Here is a 14,014-nt window from a genome sequence, read left to right on the forward strand (position 1 = left end):
CGGTCGTCATGTCGGGCGATCGAGCTGCAACGGGACTGGACGAAGGCGCGGCACGGGCCTATCACAATTGAAAAGGAGTATGCTTGGGCCATGCGCGCGACCGCCGAAATTGACCTGGACAAACTGACCAAAGACGATGCACGCGCCGAACTGGCACGGCTCGGTGCAATCTTGTCGCGCGCGAATGCAGCGTATTATCAAGAAGATGCACCCGAAATTTCGGATGCTGCCTATGACGCGGCAAAACGGCGCAACAGCGCGATCGAGGCGAAGTTTCCTGACCTCAAACGTGCCGACAGTCCCAGTGAACAGGTGGGGGCGGCCCCGTCCGAGGGATTTTCCAAAATCACCCACGAGGTGCGGATGTTGTCGCTTGGTAACGCCTTCGACGATCAGGACGTGGTTGATTTCGACGGCCGGGTGCGGTCCTTTCTGGGCCTGTCGGACACCGCGCCGCTTGCTTACACGGCAGAACCCAAGATCGACGGACTGTCCCTGTCGATCCGGTATGAAAACGGGCGTTTGGTCCACGCGGCAACCCGTGGCGATGGCGCTGTTGGGGAGAACGTGACAGACAACGTGCGCACCATCGCCGATATCCCCGACACCCTGACCGACGCGCCCGAGGTGTTGGAAGTGCGCGGCGAAGTTTATATGTCGCATGCCGATTTCGCCGCGCTGAATGAACGCCAGGCCGCACGTGGCGGCAAGACCTTTGCCAATCCGCGCAATGCGGCGGCCGGATCACTGAGGCAGCTGGATGCGTCAATCACCGCAGATCGACCGCTGAGGTTCTTCGCCTACGCCTGGGGGGCCTTGTCCGCCCAGCTTGCCAGCACCCAGATGGAGGCTGTGAAACGTCTGGAAACGCTCGGGTTCCAGACCAACACGCTGACCCGGCGGTTCACGGACCTGAAAGCGCTATTGGCGCATTACCACGAAATAGAATCCCAGCGCGCCACATTGGGTTATGACATCGACGGGGTCGTTTATAAGGTCGATGACCTTGGCCTTCAGGCCCGACTTGGGTTTCGGTCGACCACGCCCCGCTGGGCGATAGCGCATAAATTTCCGGCTGAACGCGCCTGGACCCGTCTCGAAGCGATCGACATTCAGGTCGGGCGCACCGGCGCGCTCAGCCCCGTTGCGCGCCTGACACCCGTGACTGTGGGCGGCGTTGTCGTGTCCAACGCGACACTGCATAACGAGGACTATATCGCCGCACGCGACAGCAAGGGCGACACCATTCGCGGCGGCAAGGACATCCGCATCGGTGACTGGGTCGAACTGTATCGCGCCGGTGACGTGATCCCCAAAGTGTCAGATGTGGATCTGGACCGACGTTCTGCGGATGCAAAGCCATATGTGTTTCCAACACACTGCCCCGAATGCGGGTCTGACGCGATCCGCGAAGAAGGGGACGCGGTGCGTCGCTGCACAGGCGGCATTATCTGCCCCGCACAAGCCGTTGAGAAACTGAAGCATTTTGTATCACGCGGCGCGTTTGACATCGAAGGCCTTGGGGCCAAGCAGGTCGAGGCGTTCTACAACGATCCAAACCTGCCAATCCGCGAGCCAGTGGATATCTTTACCTTGGCCGCGCGTGACAAGGCGCAGCTCGCGCGGTTGAAAAACCGTGATGGCTGGGGCGAAAAAAGCGCCGAGAAGCTCTTCGCAGCGATTGAAGAACGCCGCACAATCCCCTTGAATAGATTGATTTTTGCGCTTGGTCTTCGGCATGTTGGCGAAAGCGCATCAAATCTATTGGCAAGGCATTACGCAACCTGGGACGCGTTTGAGGCTGCGGTGACAGCCGCTGGGACAGACTCGTCTGCATGGGATGAATTGGTGTCCATCGACGGTGTTGGCGCCGTGATGGCCGGGTCGTTGGTGGCCAGTTTTGCGCAAGAGGCTGAACGGGCGTCGATTGACCGGCTGGTCGCGGCTTTGGATGTTCAACCCGTGCAGGCCCCCAAGACTGATGGCAGTCCCGTCGCCGGCAAGACCGTGGTGTTCACCGGCACATTGGAAAAGATGACACGCGCCGAAGCCAAATCGCGCGCCGAAGCATTGGGCGCGAAGGTCTCAGGCTCGGTCTCGGCCAAGACAGATCTGTTGGTGGCCGGACCCGGTGCTGGTTCGAAAGCCAAGAAGGCCGCCGAGCTTGGGATCAAAACGCTTGACGAAGACGGCTGGTTGGCCTTGATCGGAGACGGTTAGATCATGGCGACGCGACCCGAAATTCTGTTTCCCCTGTTTGCCAAGCTTGAAACGCTGGGCGGCATTGGCGAAAAGACGGCCAAAGGTCTGGGAACGCTTGGTATTACGCTCCCGCGCGATTTGCTGTTCTGGTTGCCGCATGCAGGGATCGACCGCAAATTTCGCGCCTCGGTGACCGAGGTGCAGCTTGGCGAAATCGCCACGGTCGAAATCGAGGTGTTGAAGCACCGCCCGGGTCGCACACGAACCGCCCCCTATCGGATCGAGGTCAAAGACGCCCTGACCACCTTCGATCTGGTGTTTTTCCACGCAAATGCAAACTGGCTTTCAAAGCAATTGCCTGAAGGCGAAACCCGTGTGATCTCGGGCAAGGTCGAGGCCTTTGATGGTGCCTTGCAGATCGCGCATCCCGACTACATCCTGCCGCCAAATGATGTTGATGAAATACCCGATTACGAACCGGTATACCGGCTGACTGCGGGCATTACCGGACGCACCATCGCCAAGGGAGTCGGCGAGGTGCTGACCCGTTTGCCTGTGTTGAAGGAATGGATCGACCCGGAGTTGAAGTCGCGCGAACATTGGCCGGACTGGCACATGGCATTGCGACAGGCCCATACCCCACAAGGCGCCGATGACCTGTCGCCCCAATCGCCCGCGCGCCGCCGCTTGGCCTATGACGAGTTCTTCGCCCATCAGCTGACACTTGCGCTTGCACGCGCAAAGGTGCGCCGTGGCAAGGGACGGCTCAGCGTTGGCACCGGGCAGTTGCAGGAGAAGGTATTGGCGGCCTTGCCCTATGCGCCCACAGCAGCACAACGTCGTGCGGTCGAAGAAATTGCAGCCGATATGGCGTCGGGTCAAAGGATGAACCGGTTGCTGCAGGGCGATGTGGGCTCTGGCAAGACGCTGGTCGCTTTGCTGTCGCTTCTGGTCGCGGTCGAGGCCGGCGGGCAGGGCGTCATGATGGCCCCGACCGAGATCTTGGCCGCTCAGCATCTTGAAGCGATCCGCCCGTTGGCCGAAGCGGCGGGGGTCGTGGTCGCACTGCTGACGGGGCGTGACAAGGGGGCCGAAAGGCGATCCAAGCTTGAAGCCTTGGCGCGGGGCGACATTCACATTCTTGTCGGCACCCATGCGGTGTTTCAGAAAGATGTCGTTTTCCAAGACCTTCGACTTGCCGTCGTGGATGAACAGCACCGGTTTGGTGTCTCGCAACGCATGGAGCTTGGGGCAAAAGGGCAGGCCTCGGACGTGCTTGTGATGACAGCCACACCGATTCCGCGCAGTTTGGCGCTTGCCCAGTATGGCGATATGGATGTGTCGGTGCTGGATGAAAAGCCACCGGGGCGAAAGCCGATCAAGACCGTGCTTGTGTCCGACGGCCGCATTGACGAAGTGATCGAACGGTTGCGCCGCGCGATTGACGACGGCGCACAGGCCTATTGGGTTTGTCCCTTGGTCGAAGAAAGCGAAGTGATGGACATGACGGCCGCCGAGGAACGGTTCAAGCTTCTGCGCGCAGACCTGGGCGAGGGCGTGGTTGGTCTGGTGCATGGGCAAATGCCGCCCGCCGAAAAAGATGCCGCAATGGCCGCCTTCGTCGCTGGCGACACCCGGCTGTTGGTAGCAACGACGGTGATCGAAGTTGGCGTGGACGTGCCCAATGCCTCGATCATGGTGATCGAACGCGCCGAGCACTTCGGGCTGGCCCAACTGCACCAGCTGCGCGGACGGGTGGGCCGGGGGCAGACGGCGTCGACCTGTTTGCTGCTGTATCACCCGCCCCTGACCGAAAGCGGCGAGAAACGCCTGTCGGTGATGCGCGACACCGAAGATGGGTTCGTGATTTCCGAGGCGGATTTGGAAATGCGCGGGGCCGGGGACGTGTTGGGGACCGCGCAGTCCGGTCTGCCACGGTTCTGGGTTGGAGATCTTGAACATCAGGCGGCTTTGATGGCCGTGGCCCAGAAAGACGCGCGTCTTCTGTTGCATCAAGACCCCGATCTGACGACCGCACGGGGGCATGCGGCACGCGTTCTACTGTGGCTGATGCGGCAGGACGAAGCCATTCGTTTGATTTCAGTGGGTTAGCCCATTTGTTCTCATAAGTTCACAAATGTTCTTAAAAAGTTCTTTACAAACCGCGCGCAAATATGCGAACAAAATAGCAACAAAGGTGATGTGGTTCACGAAGACCCCACCGAAACAGAGCGCAGGAGAGTTTGTCATGCTGAACGAAATGAAAGCTGTATTGTCCCGATCATCCGCCACAATTTGGCAGGATGCCGTCGGTGGCATGTGCCTGTTGGTTGTTCTTTTTGGAGCGCTTCATCTGCCCGGGGCGATCTAACCCCAATCCAGTTTCTGCCTGCGGAGGGTCCGGACACTGCATCATGTCCCAAATGCGATGTATCATGACGGTTCACTGCCCGTCACTTGTCCCAAGACCCGGTGTGACTGCCTCTTTCCCACACCGGACCCCGAAAACCCGTCCCGCTACCTTCCGCCGCCTCCCTGCCAGGAGTGCGGCGGTTTTTTTATGCATCGGCCAAATAGGCCATGCGCAAGCCGCCCCAATGGCGGCCGTTCACCACGATTGGCGCCGACAGGTCCTTCATTAACGCGAATTGCCCGCCGCCCATGTCACGACGATAGACTTGCAGCAGAAACGGGGCGGTGGATTGCCCGGCTTTCAGGCCGACACGGTCGTCAAAAATCCTTCGGTTCCGGCAATGCGCCATGTTCCAGACCGGATCGTCACTTTGGGGATGCGAAAAGCACTTGTTGTGTGTGGGCAGGTAGCCGCGTTGATCGACCGCAGCACAAAACACAACGCGCGCGTCGCTGGTCAATGCGGCTTCCAGTATCTCGGGCAATATGCTGTCGGTCAGACGTGTGAATGGTGCCATCACCTGTTGTGGATTGCTTCCTGGGATCACGTGGTAGGTTTCTGAAAACAGCGCGGCTTCGGTGATCAACTGCGTGTCCAAAGCGTGCTCAAACCGTTTCGCAATTTGGCGCGCGTCGCTTTGGACCCGTTCGATGAATTGCCGGTCCCCGGACACCACACCCAGCCCGACCGTAAGCTGGACCATCCGTTCAGACAGGTCGATCATACCATTGGTTTGCTGGCTGACATGGTGAACACCGGTGGCGGTTTTGGCCGCGCACCCGCTGATACTTTCGAACGCGGGCAGAAAGTCGGAAACCAATGCGCCGACGGTTTCAGCCTCGGTCTTTATTTGGCGGGTCGCGTGCGCGTTTTTCGCAGCCCGTTCGGCCAGATCTTGACTTGCGGTCGTGATCGCGACCGAGCTTTCTATGACGCGCCCAGCCTCAGTCGCAACATCCGCGGATTGGCTGTTCAGGGTGCCTACAGTCCGTGTCAACGCATCCACATCCGAGAATATATTCTCGGCGGTTTTGGTTGTCTTGGCGGACAATTCGTTGATTGCTGCGGCGACAACCGCGAAGCCACGCCCCGCGTCACCTGCGCGAGCGGCTTCGATCTTGGCATTCACCGCAAGGATGTTGACCTGCGCGGCAATCGACGCGATTTGTTCGTTGCTTTTGTGGATGTTGCGCAAGGTGTCGGTCATCTGTGCCATCTGGTCGGCCAGCGCGTTGACCCATTGCGCGATGCCTTGTGCCTGCTGGGCGTTTGTTTCGACCTGATCGGCTGTGGCTTTGGCGGATTGCGCGTTGGTTTGCGCACGGCTCATCAGGTCATGCAGCGTGGTTAGAACTGTCGCGTTCGATGCGAGAACGTGCTGGGACTGCCGGGTAAGTGCCTCGATCGACTGTTTTTGCTGGCCGGCCATCATATCGACATCTGCCAGAAATCCAGCAACATCGACGATCTTGAAGCCAAGTTCCGCCGCCGCGCGGGCGATGTCATCAAGGCCCTGCTTTGATGCGTCCGGAATTGGGAAAGCTTGGTTTTCGATCATGACCGCCACATGTTTCACGTGGCTCGGTGATACAGCAGAGGTCTTATCAGGTGCTTAACTGCTGCGCGCCTTTTCAATCGCTGCAAGCGTGGCATCCAGCGGTAGCAAGATCGAGGCATGGCGGTTTTTGAACTCGCGCGCGGGCAGCAAAGACTCGTAGCCCTCGAAGGGTGCGGATGGCACGGGGCCGTTCTTTGCCAACATCGCGTGCAATTCTTCGCGGCCCCGCGCAAGTGTTTGCGCATCAAGCCCGATCACAACCTTGCCCAAAACCGCCGCCGAGGCTTGCCCAAGCGCACAGGCTTTTACGTTTTGGGCAAACCCGGTCACGATATCGTCCTTAAGAGTGAGCCCGACAGACACCATGGACCCGCACAGGGGGGAGCGTGCCTTAGCCTCGGCGTCTGGTGCGTCAAGCTTTCCAAGATGCGGAATGGCAGCGGCCAGAGCCAGTATCTGCTTAGAATAGAGCTTGATCAGGTCACTGTCGCTCATTGTCATCCCGCCTTTCGCCTATTGTTGTATCGGACTACATAAGGGGCAGGTGGAAGATTGGAAAGGACGGGCCATGAAATTCGACGCGCGTGAATTGATCTATGATGCGACGGGTCTGATCCCGGCCATCGCACAGGATGTCGACAGTGGCGAGGTTCTGATGATGGCGTGGATGAACGAAGAGTCCGTGCGGCGCACGCTTGAGACCGGGCGCGTGACCTACTGGTCGCGATCCCGTCAGAGCTTTTGGGTGAAAGGGGAAAGCTCGGGCCATGTGCAAGAGCTGGTCGATTTCCGCCTCGATTGCGATCGTGATTGCCTGCTGGTTCAGGTGCGGCAGACAGGCCCTGCCTGCCATACAAACCGGCGAAGTTGTTTCTACACGGCCGTGAGGGATGGCGAAGCTGTCACGTTGATGGAGCCTATGGCCTAAAGCCCAACCATCTTTCGGATGTCGTCCGGCGATTTGCCTTCAGCGCGATACATCGAAATCGCGCGCGCATCATCGCGTTTTGCGAGGCGCTTGCCTGTTTCGTCACGGATCAGTCGGTGGTGATGGAAGATTGGTTGGGGCAGGCCCAGAAGCTCTTGCAAGATCACGTGGATACGGGTGGCGGCGAACAGGTCCTGACCGCGAACCACATGCGTGATGTCTTGTGCCGCGTCGTCCACCACAACGGCTAGGTGATAGGAGGTTCCCATCGCTTTGCGTGCCAACACGATATCGCCTATGTCGCGCACTGCGTCGTCGCCGCTGAAGGTGATGGACCCGGTCTCAGCGTCAGGACCTGCGCCGGTTTCGAAAAACCGATAGGTCTTGGACGCCGTCGCCCGCGCCATGTCGAGGCGCAAGGCAGTATCACGGGGCAACGGACCGGTGGGGGGCGTGGCCGGGCGGCAGGTGCCGGGATAGATCACCCCGTCGGGACCAATCGCCGGCGACGCACCTTCCTGAGGGGCACTGGCGGCATCGGCGATGTCGCGGCGCGTGCAGTGGCATGGATAAAGCAAGCCCTTGGCCCAAAGGGTCTGCAGGGCCGTATCATAGGCAGGCTGGCGATCTTGTTGGCGGATCGGGGGGGCGTCCCAGCGGACACCCAGCCACTGCAGATCATCAAAAATTTGCGTTTCCCAATGCGGTTTGGAACGCGCCCGGTCGATGTCTTCTATGCGCAACAAAAAACGACCACCCGCGGTGCGGGCCATCGAGAAAGCTAGCAACGCCGAGTAAGCGTGACCCAGATGAAGCGGCCCTGTGGGCGATGGCGCGAAACGTGTCGTGAATACAGACATTTACGCTCCACACTTCATGTCAGTCAAAGGCCGAAAGCCAATCGGTCCACGCTGCTTTCGCGCGGTCCGTATAGGCTTTGTAGCGGTCTTTTCGACCGCGTCGCCCGCCTTTCAACCCGTCAACGGGGCGAAACAGCCCGAAGTTGACGTTCATCGGCTGAAAGGTTTTCGCCTCAGCGCCGCCGGTGATGTGATGGATCAGGGCACCCATAGCGGTGTCTTGCGGCAGCTTCGGAAGGGGGCGGCCAAGGATCTCGGCCGCGGCCATGCGACCTGCCAGCAAGCCCATTGCGGCACTTTCCACGTATCCTTCGACCCCGGTCACCTGTCCCGCAAAGCGCAGGTTGGGACGCGACTTCAAGCGCATCTGGTCATCCAGCAGCGTCGGCGAATTCATGAAGGTGTTGCGATGAATCCCACCCAGACGCGCGAAGGAAGCGTTCTCCAACCCTGGGATCGTCTTGAATACATCGGTCTGCGCCCCGTATTTCATCTTGGTTTGAAAGCCAACGATATTATAAAGCGTGCCCAATGCGTTATCACGGCGAAGTTGAACCACCGCATAGGGCTTGTCTTCGGGTTTATGGGCGTTTGTCAGACCAATGGGTTTCATCGGTCCAAAACGCAACGTTTCACGGCCACGCTCGGCCATCACCTCGATCGGCAGGCAGCCGTCGAAATAGGTGGCGGTTTCGCCGTCGTGAAATTCGGTCTTGTCAGCGGCCAGAAGCGCGTCGATGAACGCTTCATACTGCGGCTTGGTCATCGGGCAGTTAAGGTAGGCCTTCTGCTCTTCTTCCGTGTCGCCCTTGTCATAACGCGACTGCGCCCAAACCACGTCCATGTCGATGCTGTCGGCATAGACGATGGGGGCGATGGCATCGAAAAACGCCAACCGGTCCGTGCCGGTTTCGCGTGCAATCGCTTCGCCAAGCGCGGGTGAGGTGAGCGGACCGGTGGCGAAAATCCAGCTGCCGTCATCGGGTAGGTCAGTGATCTCGCCGTAATCGACCCGGACATTCGGCAGGGCGCGCAGCTTGGCGGTGACGGCTTGCGCAAAGGCCTCGCGGTCGACGGCAAGCGCACCACCGGCAGGCAGGCGGTTTTCGTCGGCCGTTGCCATGATGACCCCGTTGGCCTTGCGCATTTCCCAATGCAGCAAGCCCACAGCGTTTTGTTCGTCGTCGTCAGAACGGAACGAATTGGAGCACACCATTTCAGCGAAATCGCCGGATTGGTGGGCAAAGGTGCCAACGTTCGGGCGCATTTCATGCAGCACCACATCGACGCCCATGTGCGCCGCTTGCCACGCTGCTTCGGATCCGGCCATGCCGCCGCCGACAATATGAAGGGTCTTTTCAGTCATGTGCCGCAGATAGGCGAACGCGTGCGAAAAGGGAAGAGGCGCATTAGCGTTTTGGTTGCAGCAGATCCCAAAGGTTGCCGTGCAGATCTTCGAACACGGCGACAGTCCCATAGGGTTCGTGGCGGGCCTCTTCGCGGAAGGTGACGCCGGCCTTCGTCATATGGGCATACATCGCGTCGAAATCATCTGTGAACAGAAAATGCCCGACGCGCCCGCCGGCCTGATTTCCGACGGCGCGCCGCTGATCACCTGTAGCGCGCGCGATCAGAAACGCGGTTTGTGCGTCGTGCTGAGGCGCCATGCGCACCCAACGCTTGCCGTGGCCCATGTCGGTGTCTTCCAGCAAAACGAACTGCAACGCCTCCTGAAACCAAGAGATCGCGCGATCATAATCGTCGGTCAGGAAGGCAATCAGGCCAAGTCTGTTGTTCACGTGTGACCTCACTTCGCCGTGGTGCAAGGCGTGTCGCTTGAGAAAACGTCAAGCCAAGACGGCGGAGAAAGGACACCATGGGTCCGGTGACAATGGTCACGCGATCCATGGTGTCCTGAATGGTGCTGCGACGTCAGGTGTCTGTCCCTGCATCGCTTTCGCTCACGACCTCGGTGTCAGAGGCAAGCTCGTCGCTGGTATCCTCATCCGACTGCTCGGCAATCCGCGCGACCGACACGACCTCTTCGCCTTTGCCGGTGTTGAACACTTTGACGCCACCTGCGCCGCGTGACCGGAAGCTGATGCCGTCGACGGGGCACCGGATCGACTGGCCCTTGGACGTGGCCAGCATGATCTGGTCCTCCTGCGCGACCGGGAACGACGCCACAAGGGTGCCGCCACGCATCGCCTTGTCCATCGCGGCCACACCCTGACCGCCGCGTCCACGCACCGGATAGTCATGCGACGAACTGATCTTGCCCGCACCGCCAGAGGTGATGGTCAGGATCAAGTCCTCGGCGGCTTGCATTTCTTCAAACCGCTCGGGCGTTATGTCGCCTTCGGGCTCGTCGGCACCTTCATCATCAGCCCCCGCCATGGCGCGACGCATCTTGAGGTAGGCGGCGCGTTCGTCGGCTGTCGCTTCGAAATGTCGGATCACCGACATCGACACGACCTTGTCGCCGTCGTTCACAAGCCTGATGCCGCGCACGCCGATCGAATCGCGGCCCTTGAACACACGCACTTCGGTGGTCGGGAACCGGATGGCACGCCCTGATGCGGTCACCAGCATGATGTCGTCTTCATCGGTGCAGATCCGCGCATCGACCATTTCGACGCCCTCGGGAAGCTTCATGGCGATCTTGCCGTTTGATTTCACATTGGTGAAGTCTGACAGCGCGTTACGGCGCACGCCACCGGCGGTGGTCGCAAAGAAGATTTGCAGATCGTCCCAATCCTCTTCAGGCGCATCCACAGGCATGATCGCCGCCACGGACACACCGGGCGGGATGGGCAGAATATTCACGATGGCCTTGCCCTTGGCGGTGCGTCCCCCTTGCGGCAGACGCCATGTCTTCAGCTTGTAGACCATGCCTTCGGTGGTGAAGAACAAAAGCTGCGTATGGGTGTTGGCCACGAACAAAGTGGTCACCACATCCTCTTCCTTGGTCTGCATCCCGGACAGCCCCTTGCCGCCGCGCTTTTGCGCGCGGAAATCGGCCAGAGGCGTGCGCTTGATATAGCCGGTTTCGGTCACCGTCACGACCATGTCTTCGCGCTCGATCAGGTCTTCGTCGTCCATGTCGCCGGACCAGTCCACGATCTGGGTTCTGCGCGGCACGGCGAAGGCGTCTTTCACCTCGCGTAGTTCATCCGAGATGATCGCCATGATCCGGTCGCGCGAACGCAGAATATCCAGGTAGTCGCGTATCTTGGCGGCAAGATCTTGCAGTTCGTCGGTGACTTCCTTCACCCCCATCGCCGTCAGGCGTTGCAGGCGCAATTCCAAGATGGCGCGGGCCTGTGCTTCGGACAGGTTATAGGTCCCATCCTCGTTCATCTTGTGGCTTGGATCATCGATCAACTGAATATATTCGGCGATGTCATGCGCCGGCCATCGGCGTTCCATAAGCTTGGCGCGGGCATCGGCCGGATCATGCGAGGCGCGGATGGTCGCGACGACCTCATCCACGTTCGAAACGGCAACGGCCAGACCACACAGCACATGGCTGCGTTCGCGTGCCTTGCGCAAGTCAAACGCCGTGCGGCGCGTGACAACTTCTTCGCGGAACGTTATGAAATAGCTCAGGAAATCGTAAAGCGTCAGTTGTTCTGGGCGTCCGCCATTCAACGCCAGCATATTGCACCCGAACGAGGTCTGCATCTGCGTATAGCGGAACAACTGGTTCAACACGACCTCGGCGGTCGCATCGCGCTTCAGTTCGACAACCACGCGCACGCCGATCCGGTCGCTTTCATCCTGAACGCTGGAAATTCCCTCCAGCTTCTTTTCGCGCACCAATTCGGCGATCTTTTCGATCATCGAGGCCTTGTTGACCTGATACGGGATCTCGTCCAGCACGATGGCATAGCGATCTTTGCGGATCTCCTCGATCCGGGTCTTGGCGCGAATAATGACGCTGCCGCGCCCCTCAAGATAGGCTTTGCGGGCACCAGAGCGCCCAAGCATGATGCCGCCGGTCGGGAAGTCGGGGCCGGGGACATACTCCATCAACCCTTCCGAGCTCAGATCCGGGTTTTCGATCAGCGCCAGCGTGGCGTCGACCACTTCGCCCAAATTGTGGGGCGGGATATTGGTGGCCATGCCAACCGCGATGCCGCCGGCACCATTGACAAGCATGTTGGGAAAGCGCGCGGGCAGGACGGTCGGTTCAAGGTCTTTACCGTCGTAGTTGTCCTGAAAATCGACCGTGTCTTTCTCGATATCCGCCAACAAGGAGGCGGCCGGTTTGTCCATCCGCACTTCGGTATACCGCATGGCAGCGGCGTTATCGCCGTCCATTGAGCCGAAATTGCCCTGACCATCCAGAAGCGGCAGCGACATCGAGAACGGCTGCGCCATGCGCACCAGCGCGTCATAGATCGCGCTGTCACCGTGGGGGTGGAATTTCCCCATCGTGTCGCCAACCGGTCGGGCCGATTTCCGATACGGTTTGTCATGGGTGTTTCCGGTGCCGTACATCGCATACAGGATGCGCCTGTGGACCGGTTTAAGACCGTCACGCAGGTCGGGAATCGCCCGGCTGACGATCACGCTCATCGCATAATCGAGATAGGAGCTTTTCATCTCCTCTTCGATCGAGATTTGCGGGCCATCATAGGTGGGGCGTTCAGGCGGCATTTCGCCTTCGTTTTCAGGTGCTTCAGGGGTATCTGTCACGTTGTCCGCCGTTTTGGTGTGGGTCACACAATATATGGTTGTGCTGACTATATCATCGGGGTTGAGACAGGGGCAACCAAAAGGACTGGACCTTTGGCGATAACCTTCGGATTTCCAACTTTTTCCTGCCCCTTGCCCCCTTGGCATTCGGGCTCAAGTAAAGGAATATCGCGCCGAAGCGATTGGGAGAGCCAGATGACAAAGCCCCGCAGCATTTTTGAAGAGGTCGGCACGGACACGCAAGGTGACCGAAAGACCGTCGCCACAGGGATGATCGAACGCGGATCGGGTGGCGGCGCGGCGCGCGGTGCGGTGCGGATATGGCTGTTGGTGCTGTTTGCACTGGTCGCCGCGATGGTCGTGGTCGGCGGGTTGACCCGGCTGACTGATTCCGGGCTGTCGATCACCGAATGGGCGCCGTTCACCGGCGCCATGCCCCCCACATCCGACGCTGCATGGGCGGCCGAGTTCGCAAAATACCAGAAGATCCCCGAATTCCAGTTGCAAAACAGCAGTATGGATCTGGCTGACTTCAAGGCGATCTATTGGTGGGAATGGGGACATCGTCAGCTTGGCCGCTTTATCGGTTTGGTCTGGGCGATCGGTTTCTTCGGATTTCTGGCGGCCCGAAAAATCCCGAATGGTTGGACCGGACGATTGGCGTTGCTGGGCGTGCTTGGGGGGCTTCAAGGTGCTATCGGCTGGTGGATGGTATCCTCTGGCCTGTCGGGCGACCGGGTGGATGTGGCATCTTACCGGCTGGCGATCCATCTGGGTCTGGCGTTCATCATCCTTGGGCTTATCGCCTGGTTCATCTTGCTGCTTGGACGGCGCGAAGCCGACCTGATGACCGCCCGTCGCCTGCGCGAAACCAAGCTGTTTGGCATGGGCACAGGTCTTCTTCATCTTGCGTTTCTGCAGATCCTGTTGGGCGCGCTGGTCGCGGGCATCGACGCAGGGCGCTCGTTCGTGGACTGGCCCTGGATGGCGGGACAGATCTTTCCGCCCGACGCGTTCGACCTAAGCCCGATCTGGCGAAACTTTTTCGAAAACGCAGGGCTTGTGCAGTTCATGCACCGGATTGTCGGCTACCTGCTGGTCATTTTTGCCTTCGTCGTGTGGCGGGTGTCACGCCGGTCGGGCAACCAAATGGTGCGCACGGCTTACACTCTGGCGGGTCTGATGGTGCTTGGGCAAGCGGTGCTGGGGATCACGACGGTTCTGCAAGCCTCGCCCTTGCATGTTGCGATCACCCATCAGGTGGGCGCGATCCTGACCTGGGTCCTGATCCTGAACGCGCGTTTCCTGGCAGGCTACCCCGCCGAACAATCTATCCGAGGCTAGGCGATGAC

At 59.6% G+C, this 14,014-nt stretch carries 11 protein-coding genes; 5 read left to right on the forward strand and 6 right to left on the reverse strand.

Annotated features, from left to right (window positions below):
• Positions 1 to 90 precede the first annotated feature (90 nt).
• From ligA to Q0864_RS05380, 3 genes are all read left to right on the forward strand, one after another.
• On the forward strand, positions 91 to 2,220 hold the full coding sequence (ligA, locus tag Q0864_RS05370) for an NAD-dependent DNA ligase LigA (protein ID WP_298566732.1): 2,130 nt from the start codon (positions 91 to 93) through the stop codon (positions 2,218 to 2,220).
• A gap of 3 nt (positions 2,221 to 2,223) precedes the next feature.
• The gene (gene recG / locus Q0864_RS05375; protein ID WP_298566733.1) at positions 2,224 to 4,314 is read left to right on the forward strand and encodes an ATP-dependent DNA helicase RecG; all 2,091 of its coding nucleotides are present in this window, start codon (positions 2,224 to 2,226) and stop codon (positions 4,312 to 4,314) included.
• Positions 4,315 to 4,450: 136 nt separating this feature from the next.
• Positions 4,451 to 4,573, forward strand: coding sequence for a hypothetical protein (locus tag Q0864_RS05380; RefSeq protein WP_298566734.1), 123 nt, complete (start codon positions 4,451 to 4,453; stop codon positions 4,571 to 4,573).
• Positions 4,574 to 4,760: 187 nt separating this feature from the next.
• On the opposite strand, the gene Q0864_RS05385 is transcribed toward Q0864_RS05380, so the two are convergent.
• Positions 4,761 to 6,173 (reverse strand): methyl-accepting chemotaxis protein, encoded by a 1,413-nt coding sequence (locus Q0864_RS05385; RefSeq protein ID WP_298566736.1) that lies wholly within the window; start codon positions 6,171 to 6,173, stop codon positions 4,761 to 4,763.
• A 54-nt stretch (positions 6,174 to 6,227) separates the two neighbouring features.
• Complete coding sequence (locus tag Q0864_RS05390; protein WP_298566737.1) at positions 6,228 to 6,668, reverse strand: iron-sulfur cluster assembly scaffold protein; 441 nt, start codon at positions 6,666 to 6,668, stop codon at positions 6,228 to 6,230.
• A gap of 73 nt (positions 6,669 to 6,741) precedes the next feature.
• Here Q0864_RS05390 and hisI point away from each other — a divergent pair, with 73 nt between their 5' ends.
• A complete protein-coding gene (gene hisI, locus Q0864_RS05395) occupies positions 6,742 to 7,101 on the forward strand; it encodes a phosphoribosyl-AMP cyclohydrolase (protein ID WP_298566738.1) in 360 nt (119 codons plus the stop codon).
• On the opposite strand, the gene gluQRS is transcribed toward hisI, so the two are convergent.
• From gluQRS to gyrA, 4 genes are all read right to left on the reverse strand, one after another.
• Positions 7,098 to 7,961 (reverse strand): tRNA glutamyl-Q(34) synthetase GluQRS, encoded by an 864-nt coding sequence (gene gluQRS / locus Q0864_RS05400; RefSeq protein ID WP_298566739.1) that lies wholly within the window; start codon positions 7,959 to 7,961, stop codon positions 7,098 to 7,100. The two genes, hisI and gluQRS, sit on opposite strands and share 4 nt — an antisense overlap.
• Positions 7,962 to 7,980: 19 nt before the next feature.
• Positions 7,981 to 9,327 carry a methylenetetrahydrofolate--tRNA-(uracil(54)-C(5))-methyltransferase (FADH(2)-oxidizing) TrmFO gene (gene trmFO / locus Q0864_RS05405; protein WP_298566740.1) on the reverse strand — a complete coding sequence of 449 codons (1,347 nt, stop codon included), beginning with the start codon at positions 9,325 to 9,327 and terminating at the stop codon, positions 7,981 to 7,983.
• Positions 9,328 to 9,370: 43 nt separating this feature from the next.
• A complete protein-coding gene (locus tag Q0864_RS05410) occupies positions 9,371 to 9,760 on the reverse strand; it encodes a VOC family protein (protein WP_298566741.1) in 390 nt (129 codons plus the stop codon).
• A gap of 133 nt (positions 9,761 to 9,893) precedes the next feature.
• Positions 9,894 to 12,623 (reverse strand): DNA gyrase subunit A, encoded by a 2,730-nt coding sequence (gene gyrA, locus Q0864_RS05415; RefSeq protein ID WP_298566792.1) that lies wholly within the window; start codon positions 12,621 to 12,623, stop codon positions 9,894 to 9,896.
• 234 nt (positions 12,624 to 12,857) lie between these two features.
• On the opposite strand from gyrA, the gene ctaA reads away from it, so the two are divergent.
• Positions 12,858 to 14,006 carry a heme A synthase gene (gene ctaA, locus Q0864_RS05420; protein ID WP_298566742.1) on the forward strand — a complete coding sequence of 383 codons (1,149 nt, stop codon included), beginning with the start codon at positions 12,858 to 12,860 and terminating at the stop codon, positions 14,004 to 14,006.
• Positions 14,007 to 14,014: the final 8 nt, after the last annotated feature.

It is taken from the genome of uncultured Aliiroseovarius sp., from assembly GCF_947497285.1.
GTDB lineage: Bacteria > Pseudomonadota > Alphaproteobacteria > Rhodobacterales > Rhodobacteraceae > Aliiroseovarius.